Origin of the sequence: Paenibacillus tabacirhizosphaerae (genome assembly GCF_040812395.1) — a bacterium.
Lineage (GTDB): Bacteria > Bacillota > Bacilli > Paenibacillales > NBRC-103111 > Paenibacillus_E.
In genome coordinates this window covers 1-16,722 of sequence record NZ_JBFNXH010000009.1, presented here as the reverse complement: position 1 = coordinate 16,722, position 16,722 = coordinate 1, and the positions used below count along the sequence as shown (strand labels likewise).

Annotated in this window: 13 protein-coding genes and 1 pseudogene; 11 read left to right on the top strand and 3 right to left on the bottom strand. The window is 47.2% G+C overall.

The annotated features are described in order from the left end of the window. Positions 1–6: 6 nt before the first annotated feature. Complete coding sequence (locus tag ABRS97_RS16590; RefSeq protein ID WP_367815695.1) at positions 7–981, top strand: SDR family NAD(P)-dependent oxidoreductase; 975 nt, start codon at positions 7–9, stop codon at positions 979–981. A gap of 199 nt (positions 982–1,180) precedes the next feature. Here the strand turns inward: ABRS97_RS16590 and ABRS97_RS16585 are convergent, their stop codons facing one another. Continuing rightward, a complete protein-coding gene (locus ABRS97_RS16585) occupies positions 1,181–1,540 on the bottom strand; it encodes a winged helix-turn-helix transcriptional regulator (protein WP_367815693.1) in 360 nt (119 codons plus the stop codon). 134 nt (positions 1,541–1,674) lie between these two features. Here ABRS97_RS16585 and ABRS97_RS16580 point away from each other — a divergent pair, with 134 nt between their 5' ends. Then, complete coding sequence (locus ABRS97_RS16580) at positions 1,675–2,307, top strand: NAD(P)H-dependent oxidoreductase (protein WP_367815691.1); 633 nt, start codon at positions 1,675–1,677, stop codon at positions 2,305–2,307. A 291-nt stretch (positions 2,308–2,598) separates the two neighbouring features. Here the strand turns inward: ABRS97_RS16580 and ABRS97_RS16575 are convergent, their stop codons facing one another. Then, entirely contained in the window at positions 2,599–3,264 is a 666-nt protein-coding gene (locus ABRS97_RS16575) for a GntR family transcriptional regulator (RefSeq protein ID WP_367815689.1), read from the bottom strand. A gap of 177 nt (positions 3,265–3,441) precedes the next feature. On the opposite strand from ABRS97_RS16575, the gene ABRS97_RS16570 reads away from it, so the two are divergent. From ABRS97_RS16570 to ABRS97_RS16555, 4 genes and pseudogenes are all read left to right on the top strand, one after another. Further along, on the top strand, positions 3,442–3,969 hold the full coding sequence (locus ABRS97_RS16570; protein WP_367815687.1) for a YbhB/YbcL family Raf kinase inhibitor-like protein: 528 nt from the start codon (positions 3,442–3,444) through the stop codon (positions 3,967–3,969). A 390-nt stretch (positions 3,970–4,359) separates the two neighbouring features. Continuing rightward, positions 4,360–5,762: pseudogene (locus ABRS97_RS16565) on the top strand (MFS transporter). Between the two features lie 243 nt (positions 5,763–6,005). Next, positions 6,006–6,467, top strand: a complete 462-nt coding sequence (locus ABRS97_RS16560; RefSeq protein ID WP_367815685.1) for a VOC family protein — start codon at positions 6,006–6,008, stop codon at positions 6,465–6,467. 253 nt (positions 6,468–6,720) lie between these two features. Beyond that, positions 6,721–7,290, top strand: a complete 570-nt coding sequence (locus ABRS97_RS16555; RefSeq protein ID WP_367815683.1) for a YdeI/OmpD-associated family protein — start codon at positions 6,721–6,723, stop codon at positions 7,288–7,290. Between the two features lie 60 nt (positions 7,291–7,350). On the opposite strand, the gene ABRS97_RS16550 is transcribed toward ABRS97_RS16555, so the two are convergent. Continuing rightward, positions 7,351–7,908, bottom strand: a complete 558-nt coding sequence (locus ABRS97_RS16550) for a TetR/AcrR family transcriptional regulator C-terminal domain-containing protein (RefSeq protein WP_367815681.1) — start codon at positions 7,906–7,908, stop codon at positions 7,351–7,353. A 135-nt stretch (positions 7,909–8,043) separates the two neighbouring features. Here ABRS97_RS16550 and ABRS97_RS16545 point away from each other — a divergent pair, with 135 nt between their 5' ends. The 5 genes from ABRS97_RS16545 to ABRS97_RS16525 form a co-directional block, all read left to right on the top strand. Further along, a complete protein-coding gene (locus tag ABRS97_RS16545) occupies positions 8,044–9,312 on the top strand; it encodes an acyl-CoA dehydrogenase family protein (RefSeq protein WP_367815679.1) in 1,269 nt (422 codons plus the stop codon). Positions 9,313–9,514: 202 nt separating this feature from the next. After that, the gene (locus tag ABRS97_RS16540; RefSeq protein ID WP_367815677.1) at positions 9,515–9,787 is read left to right on the top strand and encodes a hypothetical protein; all 273 of its coding nucleotides are present in this window, start codon (positions 9,515–9,517) and stop codon (positions 9,785–9,787) included. A 6-nt stretch (positions 9,788–9,793) separates the two neighbouring features. After that, positions 9,794–10,228: a MarR family winged helix-turn-helix transcriptional regulator gene (locus tag ABRS97_RS16535; RefSeq protein WP_367815675.1), complete on the top strand. Its 435-nt coding sequence runs from the start codon at positions 9,794–9,796 to the stop codon at positions 10,226–10,228. Positions 10,229–10,231: 3 nt separating this feature from the next. Then, positions 10,232–10,555, top strand: a complete 324-nt coding sequence (locus tag ABRS97_RS16530) for a hypothetical protein (RefSeq protein WP_367815674.1) — start codon at positions 10,232–10,234, stop codon at positions 10,553–10,555. Positions 10,556–10,674: 119 nt separating this feature from the next. Further along, positions 10,675–16,722: amino acid adenylation domain-containing protein (locus ABRS97_RS16525; protein WP_367815673.1), on the top strand; the 6,048-nt coding region annotated here is incomplete at its 3' end.

The window sequence follows — 16,722 nt, the reverse complement described above, 5'->3', positions numbered from 1 at the left end:
GCTACGATGTTAACTAAAATGAATTCAAGTCCAAGAACGTTTATTATAACTGGTGGGAACTCAGGGTTAGGTTATGCGTGCGCTAAACACATTGCCAAAGCCGACCCTAATCATCATGTTATACTGGCTTGCCGCAATGCAGCTAAAGCAAATGAAGCCGTCCAATCGCTCACGAAAGAAACAAACAATAAGAACATAACCTCCTTGGAGCTTGACCTTGCATCCTTGGAATCCGTGAGGAATTTTGTAAGCATGTTTTCAAGTTTAAATTATCCGCCTTTATATGCTCTTGTTTGCAACGCAGGATTAATTATGGTTGATAAAACGTACTATACCCAAGATGGATTTGAAAGCACCTTTGGGATTAATCATCTCGGACATTTTCTGCTGGTCAACATGCTGCTCGAAAAAATGATCGATTCAGGCAGAATCGTTTTTGTCAGCAGCGGGACTCATGACCCGGCGCAGCAGACCATCGTAGCCGCCCCCTTATATGAGAATGCCAGATTACTGGCCTACCCTAAGGAAATGAGTTCTAACGAAAGTATGCTTACCGTTGGCCAACGTCGATACTCGACTTCGAAATTATGTAATATATACTGTGCTTACGAGTTAGCAGAAAGAATACAACAGCAAACGAAGAAGAAGATTACGGTAAATGCTTTTAATCCGGGGCAAATGCCGGGTACAGGGTTCTCTCGAACCTTTCCTCCTTTAATGAGATTTATTATGAAACATCTTCTTCCCGTCTTTGCTTTGTTTCGTCCAAATGGAAATGCAGCTAACAAATCAGGCGAAGCATTGGCATCGCTGGTATTGAATCCTGACCTTCATGAAACGACAGGTAAATATTTTGATAGTACACGGGAAATAAAATCTTCGGATCTTTCCTATAATTGGGAAAATAGAAAAGACTTGTGGAAGACAAGTGTTGAACTGACAAAACTAAACAAGAGGGAAACGATATTGAGTTCAGACTAGGAATAGTGAGAGCGAGGGGAAACGGGAAGAGCTCGCGGAGATGATGCTGGCATCCAGTGAGACATTGAACGATATGGCCAGGATATGGGCGATCATCTTTATGTTCTGGCACGCCTCGGTGCCAGACATGTCTCGTAATCACTTTCGTTATACTTTATGACTCGGTACAGAATGAAACGGACTAGCGTAATGTCGAACGCTAGTCCGTTTCTGTTTGTTCATTTTTCGCCTTTTTCAGTTGCTTTCGCTCGATATGGGCCACTCCCCATTGATGTAAGGTTTCCAACACCGGAGACAGGCTCATGCCATATTCCGTGATGGAGTATTCCACTTTCGGCGGGATTTGCGGATAAATGACTCGTTTAACGATCTCTTCCTCTTCCAATTCGCGCAGATGGAGCGTAAGCATCCTTTGAGTGATATCAGGCAGCAATCTTCTTAGCTCATTGAACCGCAAAGGTTTACCTTGAAGCAAATGATAAAGGATAATCGGCTTCCATTTGCCGACGATCGAATCCAGCGCCGCAACGAATTGACATTGGACAGGGTTCTTTTGCATACGTTGGCCTCCGTTACAGTACCTTTTTTCATACTATACCACATTATTGTGCCTACTTACCATAAGTAAGTTTGTATTATATGATAAATCCAGAAAGTGTATTTATTTTAATTACAGAAGGGAAGTTTTAATACATGGCAACTGTACTGTACATCACCGCACATCCCCTTGATCCTCAGGAATCTTTTAGCCTCGCGGTAGGCAAAGAATTTATTGAAGCGTACCGTGAGGCAAATCCAACTGATGAAGTTATTCATTTGGATCTGTACAAGGAGAATATTCCACAATTCGATGCTGATGTTTTAAGGGGGTGGGGAAAGCTTCGGTCGGGTTTATCTTTCGATGAATTGTCTGATGCTGAGAAATCAAAAGTGGCTCGTCTTGGGGTGATTGTTGATCAATTCGTGGCTGCTGATAAGTACGTATATGTTTCTCCGATGTGGAATTTCTCGATCCCACCGGTTTTGAAAGCATACACGGATGCGACTTCAATTCCTGGTAAGACGTTCAAATATACCGAAAATGGCCCTGTAGGTCTGTTGCACGGCAAGAAAGCCTTGCACATTCAAGCTAGCGGTTCCGTTTATTCGGAAGGTCCGCTTGCCCCGCTTGAAATGGGATACAGCTATTTGAATAAGGTTTTACAGTTCTATGGGATTCAATCTCTTGAGGCAATTTTTGTTGAAGGAACGGCATCATTAGAGCAAGCTTCAGTTATTAAAGAAAAAGCAATTGCTCATGCTACAGAAGTTGCCAAACGTTTCTAATAGGAGGGCATCGTTCTCGAACCCCCAAAAGTGAAGTAATGCTTCAACAGGCTAAGGGCGCTCAAAAGAGCGACGTTGTATTTTTATGATAAAGCAATAAAACGGTTTCAAAAATATTTCTCATGAAGTCATACGAATACTCCTGTTTCTTTTCTACCTTCCATTCCAACTCAAGTTAAGAAGCCTAATATAAAAAAGGAGCAGTTGCCATAGAGCAAACTGCTCCTTTTTTATATTGCTACTTGTCTACTACGGAATTGGGTAAAGTTGGCGATTTGTAGCATGAACCACTTATCGATTGTCAAACAGGATATCCGCTGTGAGTTGGATGTGCGCTCTAAAGATCTCGACGGCGCGATCGCTGTCGCGGCTAAGAACGGCATCTGCTAATGCCTTATGTTCCGCTCGGCCATCGCGAGTTGACTGCTGCGGGGTCGAACAATGTCGATAAAATTCGCTCAAATCCCAAAGGCGCCTGCAGATATCCAAGAGAATCGGATTTGGACACGCGGCGATAAGTTCGTAATGAAATTGACGGTGGATGTCGGACCATTCTTCGCGAACGGCAAGCTTTTGATTCACTTCCTTGTACTCGGGCGTTTGCGATAATTTGTGGTGAACGGCGATTACATTGGATTCCCATGTGAGATCGCCGGAGGCGATGGACAGGCGTAATGCTTCGGATTCATTGATCGACCGCGCCTGTATGATGTTATTCAGTTCTTCTTCCGACACCGTCCTCACTGAAAATCCGTGATTCGGGTTTTGCAAGACGAGGCCTTGGGTCGCCAACCGGGTCAGTGCTTCTCGAACGACGGCAACCGAGACATCGAAACCTTTTGTTAATTCCGAAACGGTTAATGGAGATCCCGGTTCATATTGTCCAGCCAGAATATCGGACTGAAGTTTCTTCGTGACATTTTCGCTTAAAGTGGACGAACCGTTTCTTTTGGCCATGAAGCCAGCACCATCCTTTATGCAAATCGGGATTATACAAGTTTAAATAGTGTATACCTAAATTTATAAAAAAACAAGAATAAAATTCGATAATACATACAATAAACGATTTATATTTACAGAATCGATTATTAATAATATAATCGATTTGCATCCAAAAAAAGGAGGTAATTTACAGTGAACAACAACCCATTTGCCACATTGCCGGAAGTTGCAGTCTTTCAGGTGACGAGTAACGACATTGGGGAGGGCCTTCCTCTACCGCCTCAGCAATACTCGTCAGGAGTGGAGGGCGGCAAAGATCTTTCTCCCCATTTGAAATGGTCGGGTGCGCCCGAAGGGACGAAGAGTTTCGCCGTAACCGCGTATGATCCGGATGCCCCGACCGGGTCGGGCTTATGGCACTGGGCCGTCATCAATATCCCTGCCAGCGTCACCGAACTGCCGACCGGCGCAGGCGGCGAGCATGGCAACGGTATGCCGCAAGGCGCCATGCAACTGCCGAACGATGTGCGACTCGAACGGTTTATCGGTGCAGCACCTCCAGCGGGACACGGTCCTCATCGGTATTATTTTGTCGTTCATGCGCTGGATGTCGAGAATATCGGCGTCGACCCTACAGCCACGCCGGCTCTCTTAGGATTCACCATGCTGAGCCATACGCTTGGGAGAGCCGTACTCGTGGCAACAGGGGAAATCAAGTAACCCAATCCGTTTGGGCTCATAGGAGACGATGGTATGAAAAAATATTGGGTTTGGCATGCGTGCTTGCTGTGATGTCAGCATGCAGCAACGGGGCAGGAGCATCCAATGCTCCAAGCGAAGCAGCATCAAGTACGGAGGAAGCGGTGAAGCTGAACGATCCGCTTCATCAAAGTGTATGCCCCATGTGCCAGCAGCCAATTAAAATTTTGAAGCATACGATCATTTGCGGCTGTGGGAGCAAAATCAAAAATAAAATCAAATTCAAATTGTCTAGAATAACAGAAAAGCCCTCAATTATGAGGACTTTTCAGTGTTTTGGCGTTGAGCGCCAACCCTGGCAGCGTTACAGTAACGTTGCTCTGTTTTGACCTATAGAAAGGAGGCATGCCAATGAAAACCAATCCTAGCATTCAAAAGAATACCGGAGAGTTATTACTTGGTATTCTTGTCTTTACGCTCATTATCTCCGTCATGAATGCAACCATGTTTAATGTTGTACTTCCGACTATCAGCAAACAGTTTCAACTTTCGCCATCGCAAGTGAGCTGGATCATCACGAGCTATATGATTGTATATGCAATTGGCTCGGTAACTTATGGAAAATTGACAGACAGATACAGCTTGAAGAATTTGTTGACGTTTGGTCTGTTAATTTTTGCAATTGGATCGGTTGTAGGCTTAGTGGCTATTCAATATTGGATGGTAATTGTGGGACGAATTGTACAGGCAGCTGGTGCATCGGTCATTCCGGCGATTGTAATGATCGTGCCGGTTCGTTACTTTTCACCCGAAAGGCGCGGTCGTGCGTTGGGTACCGTCGCAATCGGGTTCGCACTCGGTTCGGCACTCGGTCCGATCATTGCTGGGGTGGTGAGCAGTACGTGGAACTGGCGGGTTTTATTTGTGATTTCACTTTTATCGCTGCTTACGTTACCAATGTATCGGAAATATTTAGATGATGAAAAGGGAGTCGCCAGCAAAATGGATTTTATTGGCGGATTACTCTTGGCGGGCACAGTAGCCATTCTGTTACTGGCTTTAACAAACGGAAATATTTGGCTTGCCTTGGCGGGTACTATTTCTTTCATTTTTTTCTTAGTACGTATACGCTATGCTTCAGTGCCGTTCATAAATCCGGCTATTTTTCGAACAAACCGTTTTCATTCGGTCTTATGATTACTTTCGTAATGCTCGGGATTAGCTTTGCTATTCCATTCATTACACCTCAGTTCCTTTCTTCTGTAAACCATTTGTCACCGGTTTTCATCGGAATGGTTATGTTACCGTCAGCTCTAATGACCGCGTTTTTGGGTCGACGGGGCGGCAAGTTAGCTGATGAAAAGGGAAATCCGATTCTTGTGTATACAGCAGCAGCATTACTTATTATCGGTTTCATCTGTTTGTCTTCAGTCGTTGGCATGTCGCCAGTCTTTATTGCGATCTTTCTTATTTTCGGTGTTCTTGGTCAATCGTTCATGCAAATTGCAATGTCGAACACCGTTTCACGAACGCTATCAAAAGAGCATATAGGAGTCGGAATGGGATTGTTCTCTATGGTCACTTTTATTTCTTCGGCTGTATCAACAACTGCTATCGGCAAGGTACTGGATTTCGGCACATCGACCGTTCGCTTAAATCCGTTACCTCAAAATAGCACTACTTTCGTATATAGCAATATTTTCCTGGTACTTGCTGTTCTGGTCGTTGTGATGGCTGCACTTTATTATGTACAATTTGGGCGTGTAGTTAAAATGGCTAGGGACGAAAAAATGGAAAGCGAATCAGTTGCTTAGTGGCATTGATAATGGAATGCTTGTCATTGATTTGAACTTTCACCAACTGCTTAGTTGAACAAACAGATGTAAGAGCCACTCCAGATTAAGGAGTGGCTTATTCGCTGTGTTGTATGGCAGATTAGTCTCTCAACTTTTTCCATCGGTTCCTCTCTTATTTCTACTTTTGTATAAAATGGTGACATATAGCTGTCACTTATTATGTATTACACTACATTTATAACAAGAAGGAGGTTATGTTTAATGTCAGCTATTGCATATTTAAACTTTGATGGAATTGCAGAACAAGCGATTGAATTTTATTCGGAGGCTTTAAGCGCAATTGAAGTAAAAAAAGTGAAATTTGGGGATATCCCCCAAGATCCAAACTACCCATTGCCGGAAAATGAGTTAAATATGATCATGGAGTCTTCCATAGAATTCGCAGGCGGGAAAATCATGATGTCGGACATTTTGCCTTCAATGAAGGCGGTAACAGGTGAGCTGGTGAAAGGGAATACTATTCTGATTAGCCTAGTCATCGATGATAAGCAAAAACTGGAAGAATACTTTAGTCATTTGTCCCTTGGCGGCCATGTCGTCATGCCGTTATCCAATTATCCTTGGTCTTCGTGCTTTGGAATGCTAGTTGATAAGTTTGGGGTTAACTGGAAATTCAATAGCGATGCAGATCAGTTTCTTGACGCAATATCCAACAAACAGTAACTTATTCTGAAAAAATGGTCTTCCAACTGAAGGCCATTTTTTTATATACCGATGGAGGCACGATTTATGAAAAGTAGCTATTCTTCGCTTACCTTTTTCTGGCTTTAGGTATATTTGGCATCATAACAACTGTAATGGGCATGATCGGAGTTCTTCCCCAAATCACTCAAAAGTTTCACATAGCGCCCTCGGAGGCCGGCAAAGCAAATATGAAATAATGGATAAATATAGAAAGGGGGCTTCTTTCTCAAATATGGAAATGGATAATTTAATTCCCGTAAAATCGAGAGAAGAATTGAGGTTTTGGCTACAGGAAAATAGTAAATCTGAAAAATCTTGTTGGGTCTTGGTTAGTATGACGCCCAAATCGGATATGCTCTTATATTTGGACGCGGTCGAGGAAGCTTTGTGCTTTGGATGGATCGATGGAGTCAAGAAGAAAATATTTGAAACGGAGCTGGCTCAGAGACTGTCCCCTCGAAGCAAAAAAAGTTCATGGACTGAATTGAATAAAGAACGTGTCCGCCGCCTCGAAAAGTTGGGGTTGATGACAGATGAAGGAAGAAAGGTGCTTCCTGATATGGATTACGATTCTTTTCGAGTCGATCCGGTTATAGAGCAAAGGCTGAAAGAGGAAAAGCAAGTATATGAGAATTTCAAGGCATTTCCGGATCTATATAAAAGAGTTCGGATCGACACGATACAAAGCATAAAAAATCAACCGGAGTTATTTGAGAGCAGATTAGACAAATTCATAGCAAACACGAGAGAAAATAAAATGTACGGTCAATGGAATGATAATGGACGTTTACTAGATAATTAAGATGCATGCATCCAAGCAGATGCCATCGGCCTACAATTGGTACTACCCCAAAATACGAGGTTATTCTACGAATTTCCATTCTGAAAAGATATTCATTTTTGTATAGATTTCTTCGTGATCGATAGGCATTTTGCTCTCAATCCACCAAGTTACCACACCAAGTACGGCTCCGATGTAGGCCTCTATTTTAATTTGCATGTCGATGGAAATCTCTTCGATCGAGTTATGGTGGGCCAAGTATTGCCTCATGCCCCTCCCCATTTCTCTTCGCAACAGATTTCTCAAGGAATCCCTTTCTTCGGCTAAAAGAATGGAAAACAATTTCTTATGTTTCGTTGCCAACGAAAATAATTCCCTAAAATTATCGGATGGAGAAAAGGATGCATCGACAAGGCCCTTAAATTCTTCCTCAGCAATTTGCCCCAAAGCACGTGAAAGTAACTCGAATTTATCCTGAAAATGTGTGTAGAACGTAGTTCGATGTACCATCGCTAAATCACAGATTTGCTTCACCGTTATATTCTCAAACGGGTGTTTATCCATTAAATCTAACAGAGCATTGTATAAAAGCTTATGAGTTCTTTTGACCCGTAGGTCTTCGGTTTTTTTATTATCCATGACAGATTCCTCTCTATGTATCGTTTCTCGACATATCTACAATTTTATCGGTTGTTGAAATCAATTATACATTATATCATTTACTCTACAAATACAATTTAAATATACACGTGTATAATTAAGGAGTGAATGTTAATGGCCAACTTAAGTACAGAACGTCAACTCACTGCTCTTGAACAGCAATTGCTAAACAATGCTACCGAGTTAGTTCCCTATCTGCAGAAGTTCGGTACTATTATTGATGAAGAACGACATATTCCTGATGAAGTGATTCAAAAAATTTCGGATGCGGGGCTGTTTAAGCTTGGCACACCGAAAGAGTACGGGGGTCATGATGTTAGTATCCGTGCCATGGTCGAGATTATTTCCGAGGTGGCCAAGGGGAATGGTTCTGTTGGCTGGGTCGTTCAAATCATCAACGGAAATAACTATAATGCATCACTATCATTACCTTCCGACGTATTAGATTCGATCTATAACCAGGTAGAGGAGATACGCTTTTGTTCTGTCTTGCTAGCACGTAAAGCGGTCGTGAAGAAAGTAGACGGAGGGTATTTGGTAGAGGAAGGCTTTTGGGGATTCGGTTCAGGTTCAAAACATGCAACCCATGCTTTGTTAAGCTTGAAGGACGGAAAGTCCATGCAAGAAGGCAAGGCTATGGAGATGATGCTGGCCGTTGTTCCTATGAATGAAGTCACGATTGTTGACGATTGGTATACGATGAGTTTAAAAGGATCCGCAAGTAATAGTCTGGAAATCAAAAATGTGTTTATACCAGACAACTATGTCATCACCCAAGAAATGAATCAGGGAAATTCGTTGCCTGCCCAGTTGAAGGGGCGTGACAGATACAGACCTTACGCACAGCTTATTATCAGTATTACAACGGGAATAAGCGCCATTCTCGGGCTCGCCAGAGGGGCTCTCGAGTATTTTGTTGAAACAGCACCTTACAAGGGAATTGCTATGACTGTCCATACTTCCCAAGCGGCGGTGGGGCATATTCAGTATAAAGTAGGACTTGCGGCTATGAAGGTCGAATCCGCTCATCTTCATGTCAGTCGAACCATTGACAATTTGGAGCGTTACGCGCAAAACACAGAACAATTCAGTTTAAAGGAAATGGCACAGCTACAGACAGATATGACCTATGCGGCCATGTTGTGCTGGGAAGCCGTAGATCTGCTAATGGCAGAGAGCGGAGGGAGTGTCATTGCCGATTCCAATCGCTTGTCTCAAATATTCCGGGACATTAGAGGCGGTTCCAATCATGCGCTGACTACAGCATCGACTGGACTAGAGCTATACGGAAGAGTACTGATGGGTTTGCCTCCACAGCATGTCATAACATTAGGTGCCGCATCTTTATTACCAAGCCAACTAACGGAGCCGATCAAACAATAAACGGTCATTTCCAGCAGCCCCAACAAAAAATCTCGGGTAAACGGCGTTACATCTTATGCCCAGCATAAGTTGGAGCAACACGGCTGTGAAGTGCCGATCATTTATTAGTTGGAAGAAAGTGTGCATATTGCACGTAATTTGTGTTATAATAAATTGCGTGCAATATGCACATAACATGGAGTGGAAGAAGGGTGTAATAACTATGAAGGCAACCCGTTTTGTAAGCATTGGAACTTCATCCGGACAAGAAGATATTCATTTACCTTCGTCTATTTTACGCTCATCAACAATCGAACTCGTAGGTAGCGGAGATAAGAGTGTTTCTAAAGCTGATTTGCTAGCCTCTGTTAGAGGTGTTTTTGAAATGGCTGCTGAGGGGAAGATAAAAATTGCCACAAAAGAGTTTGCTCTAGAAGAGATCGAAGAGGCTTGGAATGCCCCACTGACGCCCCGTCCAGTTGTGAAGGTGCGATAAACAGACATGGAAAATGAGATATTTAAAGCGCTGATCGATTTATTTTCCCTTATCAACCGGCCGGACCGCGATAAGAAAATGATTACTAATGCTGGTGTGAATTTGGAGGCGGCCACCTTTCGCGTCTTTGTTGGCATCGGGCATCTCCAACCGACTAGTGTTGGTGATTTGGCTGCCATGATGGGGAAAAATTATTCGAGCGTTAGTCGGCAAATCGATAAGTTAGAGACCGCGGGGTTGGTTCATACGTATCCATCAAGTTCAGATTCCCGCATTCGTGTGTCTGAATTGACGAAATATGGGGAGGAAATCAATACGATGATTAGCCTCACCCGTGAACGCATTATGCGTGAAGGTTTGGCTGATTGGACTATGGAGGAAAAAAACGGTTTATTGAATAGCTTAAGGCGTTTATTCGAATCGATGCAAAGGTTCGACTAGTTAGTGGAGCGGTCTGTTCGAGAGATATTAAGTTGGGGGCTAGAGGAGCGCCAAGGGGAGAAGGAGCAGATCCTTGCCGAGCTGTTCCTGGAGATGGATTCGGCCCTTAACGCTCTTTCGTCCGGCGCCGAACATCGTTCGGAACTGAAAGCGCTTTGCCATTTTATCCAGACGGAGATTAGAAAAGCGGAACCGAATCTCACGTTGCTGCAAGCTTCGCTATATGATTTGGAAAGAGAGAAGGCGCTTAAAAGTCTGGCCATCCAGTATACTTTGAACGGTATCTGGCAGCCAGATTTTGAATTCACAGAAATAGGTTATATCTAAAAAATATGATATATTAAGTAATATCATCCAAAAAAAGATAAATATGCAAAACAATGGATTTTGATCATCTTAAATCTGAAAGATGATATATTCAAAAAACAAAGGAGTGCATGTTTAAAATGACCCGTATGAAACGAAGAACGCTTTTTCCCCTAACTCATCCGCAGAGCCGAATTTGGTATACGGAAAATAAGTATCCCCAGTCGAATTTGAATTTGATTGTGATCAGTAGCGAGACCGAACAGGCCGTTCGGTTTGATGTCATGGAGCAGGCCATCCATAAGTTTACCCGGAATCAGGATAGCCTGCGCATCCGGCTGATCCGGGTGGACGGTGAGATCAGGCAGTATATTGACGAAGAGGCGGATCTGCAGCCGGTGGAAAGAGTGCAGCTCGACTGGCCGGCAGGCGCTGTAGATCCGCTGGAAGCTCTCGCATCCCGCAAGGAAGCGTTCCAGATGGACCTGTTCAATTGTGAATTGTTCAAATTTTATTTCTATGAAATCGGAGAGCGAAGGGGGTTTATAGCGAAATTTCATCACATCATTGCGGACGGTTGGTCAACAACCTTATTCCTAGACTATATCTGGAATGAATACCTTCGGACTGCCGGACTGCCGAACGGTGAAGATCAGTTCCCTCAATTACCCACCCCTCAAGGTTCTTACCTGCGGTATGTGGAGAGCGAGCGGAGCTATCTGGACTCCAGCCGGCGGGTAAAGAGCAGTCACTTTTGGCAGAAAACCTTCACGCCGCTGCCTGAAAGGCTTCCCGCTCCGAGCGATTCCACCGCTGCGAGAAGAAGTTACTTTGTCCTCTCGGATGAGCAGGATGCAGGCGTAAGGAATTTCATTCAGGAAAACAATATTTCGATTCCTTCTTTTTTCATGACGATCCTCTATATTTACCTCAGCCAAGTGCAGCAGTGTACCGATCTTGTATTGGGTACGCCCGTATTCAACCGGTCTAGCAGGGAAGAGCGGGCTATGTTCGGCATGTGTACGAGCACGATGCCTGTCAGACTCACAAGTGATACTAACGTACCTCTCCGCCAGCTATTCAGCTCCGTTCACGATGAACTCAAACGCTGCTATTTTCACCAGAAATATCCCTATGACCTCCTGGTTCCTTCGCTTAAGAAACAACATCCCGAACTGAATCAATTGTTCGAATACGGCCTCAATTTCCTGAACTACCGCTTCATTCCGGAGCTTAACGGAATCCCTATTGTAACCAACTGGCATCATACCGGACAGCAAACCGAATCCCTGACGTTACTGATTGGGGAGCGCCATGAGCGGAAGCTTATTGTTGCGTACGACTACAAAATAGAGATGTTCACAGAGCAAGAGATTGTCCTGATGCATGAGCGCATTCAATTCCTTATGGATCAGCTGCTTAAGAACGGCGAGCTTCGGCTGAAGGATGTCGAAATCCTTCATAAGGAAGAAAGACAGCAGATTCTTTATAAATTTAATGAAACGAAGGCGCCATATCCTTCGGACCAAACGGTGGCTTCTTTGTTCGAACAGCAGGTGGAGAAATCGCCGGATGCGACGGCTGCCGTATATAAGGATCAGAAGCTTACGTACCGGGAGCTCAATGCGAGGGCGAATCGGCTGGCCTGGAAGCTCAGGGCCGCAGGCGTGCGGTCCGGCAGCGTGGTTGCGTTGATGGCTCCCCGCTCGCTGGATATGCTGGCTGGCATTTATGGCATCTTGAAGGCCGGCGCTGCCTACTTGCCCCTTGACCCGGGCTATCCGCAGGAGCGCATCCAATACATGCTGGAGGACAGCGGGGCCGGGCTTCTGCTCGGTTCGGCCGAGTCCCTGGATGGCGTCGATTTTGAAGGGATCGTGCTGGAACTGAGCGATGAAGCGGATGGCGGCCTACCGTCACGGAATCCTGAGCCGGTAGGCGGCCCGGAAGATCTCGCTTATGTGATCTATACCTCGGGATCGACGGGAAGGCCGAAGGGGGTCATGATTGAGCATCGGGCCGTGGTCAACCGCTTGGCCTGGATGCAAAAACGTTACCCGCTGGACGTCCATGACGTGATTCTGCAGAAGACGCCTCTTAGTTTCGACGTATCCGTATGGGAGTTGTTCTGGTGGTCACTATATGGTGCCAGCGTGTGCCTCTTGGAGCCGGGCGGAGAGAAAGACCCGACCGTGCTTACACAGGCCATTGCTGCTTACGGAGTCACGGTGCTTCATTTTGTGCCTTCGATGCTGAATGCCTGGCTCGGGCATATGGAAACGGCGGGGAAGCCGGAGGAGCTTGCCGGCGTCAAGCGGGTATTTGCGAGCGGCGAAGCGCTGCACAAGCAGCAGGTGGATCGTTTTTATCGCGTCGCAGGCGGCAACGGGGCGGCTTTGGTGAATTTATATGGTCCGACCGAGGCTACGGTGGATGTGACTTATTTTGATTGCACACCGGGTCTGGAGCGGATTCCGATCGGAAGGCCGATCGATAACACCCGGCTGTACATCGTAGATGAAGACCTGCAACTGAAGCCGATCGGCGTTCCGGGAGAGCTCTGTATCGCCGGTACGGGGTTGGCACGCGGCTATCTGGGCCGGCCAGAGCTGACGGAAGAGAAGTTCGTGGAGAATCCCTTCGAGCCCGGGGAACGGATGTACCGGACGGGCGATCTGGCAAGATGGCTGCCGGACGGGAATGTGGAATACATCGGCCGGATGGATCACCAGGTCAAAATTCGCGGCTACCGTATCGAGCTTGGTGAAGTGGAAGCGCATCTGCTTCAAGTGGATGATGTGAGGGAAGCGGTGGTGATTTCAAGAGAGGACAAGTGGGGCCAGAAGCAGCTTTGCGCGTATTACGTGGCGGCCCGGGAGCTTGCTTCAAGTGAAATCCGAAGCCGCCTGTCGGCTGTACTGCCGGGGCACATGATCCCTGCCCATCTGATCCAGTTGCCCGGAATGCCGTTATCCGTTAACGGCAAGCTCGACCGCAAAGCACTGCCTGCACCCGCCGATCGCTGGCAGACCGGTGTGGAGTATGCGGCGCCCCGGACGCCGGAGGAGCATTTGCTCGTTTCGATATGGAAGTCGGTTCTTGGAGCGGAGAGAATCGGCGTCAAGGACAGCTTTTTTGAGCTGGGCGGGGATTCGATCCAATCTCTCCAAGTGATTTCCAAGCTGTATCCCGCCGGCTATAAGCTGGAAATGAAGGATGTATTCCACTATCCGACGCTGGAGCAGATGAGCACCAGACTAACGCCGGTAACCCGCCTGGCTGATCAGGGGGAAGTTACCGGCGAGGTCTGTCAAACGCCTGTGATCGCAAGGTTCATGGAGCTGACGAAAGATTCTCTTCATCACTATAACCAGAGCCTCTTCTTGTTCCAGCCGGAACGATTCGAGGAAGCTGCGCTGCGTCTAACCCTACAGCAGATCGTTACGCATCACGATGCCCTGCGCATGATCATGAGGCAGGATGGGCAGGGAAATACGCTTTGGATTCGGAGCGCAGAGGAAGGGGAGCTCTTCACGCTGGAGGTTATCGATTGCAGAGGGGAAGCATCTGCAGAAAACACCATCGAAGTGAAGGCAGCAGAGTTGCAGGGCGGCTTCAACCTGAGTAGCGGTCCTTTGATGAAGGTGGCGCTGTTTCAATGTGCGGATGGCGACCATTTGCTCATCGTCATTCATCATTTGGCGGTCGACGGGTACTCCTGGAGAATTTTGCTCGAAGATCTCGGCAAAGGATATGAGCAGGCTCTTCTCGGTGTGGAACCGGAACTGCCACTCAAAACCGATTCGTTCCAAGTCTGGTCGGACAAGCTTACAGCCTTTGCGGACTCTCCTTCTCTCTTGGAGGAGCTCATCTATTGGCAGGAGGTGGACCGCACTCCGTTTAGGGCACTGCCCAAAGATATGGAACAGGAGGTTCCGCGGGTTCAAGATAGCGAAACTCTCACGGCCCAGTGGTCGGAAGAAGAAACGGAGCTACTGCTTAAAGAAGCGCACCGGGCCTACAACACCGAAGTTAATGATCTGCTGTTAATGGCGTTGGGTATTGCTGTCGGGGAATGGAGCGGGCACAAGGAAGTCATGGTCAATCTGGAGGGACATGGCCGGGAAGCCCTTCTTCAGGATACCGATATCTCCAGAACGGTGGGCTGGTTTACGAGCATCTTCCCTGTTGTGCTCAGGAACGAAGCGGAGCTTCCCCTTTCGCAGAGGATCAAGAAGGTGAAGGAGCAGCTGCGGGGCGTGCCGGGCAAGGGCGTGGGGTATGGTCTCCTGAGATACTTATCCACGGGCAATGAAAAGTGGGGGCTCTGCGCCAAGCCGGAGATCAGCTTCAACTATCTGGGGCAGTTCGATCAAGATTTGCAAAATCATGGGCTGAATCTCAAACTATCGCCCTATTCCAGCGGCAGCCTGGTCGGCGGGAATGCCGAAAGACCGTACGCCCTGGATATCCACTGCGCGATCACTTCAGGCAGGTTGTCGCTAACGCTCAGCTACAGCTCCAACCAGTACCATAACGCGTCGATCGAGCGCTTGGCTGAACGGCTGCAGACGGCACTTCGCGAAGTGATTGGCCACTGCGTGGAAAGGGGTTACTCCGAATTAACACCAAGTGATCTGTTAATCAAGGATATGACGCTGGAAGAGGTAGAGGAGCTGACCGAACAGTGCCGGCCTTTCGGTGAAATCGAGAATGTGTACCCGTTGACACCGATGCAAAAAGGCATGCTGTTTCATTCTCTCCTCGGCGACCAGCCCGGAGCTTATGTAGAACAAGTCAGCCTCCAACTGCAGGGAAGCCTGGATATCGAGCTCCTCCGCAGAAGCTGGATTGCAGTGACCCGGCGGCACGATGTGCTGAGAACGAACTTCTACAGCGGCAGAAGGGAAGAACCGGTACAGGTGGTATTCCGGACGAAGGAGATCGGCTTCCAGTATGAGGATATCCGCGGCATGAACGAGGAAGAACGGGGGGCGTATATAGATGACCTGATTGCCCGGGACCGGGCCAGAGGATTCGAGCTCAGCAGGGATCCGCTGATGCGGGTCACCGTTCTGCGCAAGGAAGACGCGACGTATCTCATGCTGTGGAGCCATCATCATATTCTTCTCGATGGCTGGTGTCTGCCTTTGATTTTCCGCGAGCTTTTCTCCTTCTACACTTGTTATCTCAAGCGGAACGAACCTGCGCTCCCTCCAGCCGTGCCGTATCACCGGTATCTCTCATGGCTGGAACAAAGGGACATGGAAGCGGCGGAGAAGTACTGGATGGCCTGCCTTGAGGGATATGAAGGCACGTCATCCCTACCGAAGCGGACTCCTGAAGAAGCGCATCGATCCGCATACGATTCAAGAGTGTACAAAGCCGGGCTCGGCAGGGATTTGACGGAGCGGATGAACGGAACCGCCCAACGTAATGGCGTGACCATGAATACCCTTTTGCAAACCGCTTGGGCTGTGCTGCTGCAAATGTATACAGGGAGGCAGGATGTGGTATTCGGGAGCGTGGTCTCGGGAAGACCGCCGGAAATTCCGGGGATTGAAGCGATGGTTGGTCTTTGTATTAATACGATCCCTGTTCGCGTCGTGTGCCGGATGGAGGAAAGCATATCTGAAGTGATGCGCAGAACGCAGGAGCAGGCTCTGAGTTCCGGGGCTTATCTTGCTTATCCGCTATACGAGATTCAGGCCAAGGTTCCGCAGAATGGAGCGCTGATCGATCACATTCTTGTATTCGAGAACTATCCGCTGGCCGAAGGACTCAGCCTAGTGGGGGAACAACCGGATACCCTTCTGGCAATTGGGGACTTTACCGTGCGGGAGCAAACCAACTATGATCTGAACCTCATCGTGCTTCCCGGCGAAGAGCTAACGATTCAATTTCAATTTAATGGCCATGTCTATGAGGATACGGTTGTGCAGAAATTGGCTGAACACCTGATCCACATCCTGGAGCAAGTGGTGAACGACCCGCACCGGGTTGTCGGCGATCTGGAACTGATGACGAAGCAGGAGATTCTCCTGCAGCAGGAATCTTTCAATAACACAGCAGTCCCTTATCCGAAGGAGAAGACCGTTCATGCCCTGTTCCGGGAGCAGGCGGAGCGGACGCCGGATGCTCTTGCGGTGGTCTCGGACGGGGAAGCCTTGACCTACCGCGAGCTAAAT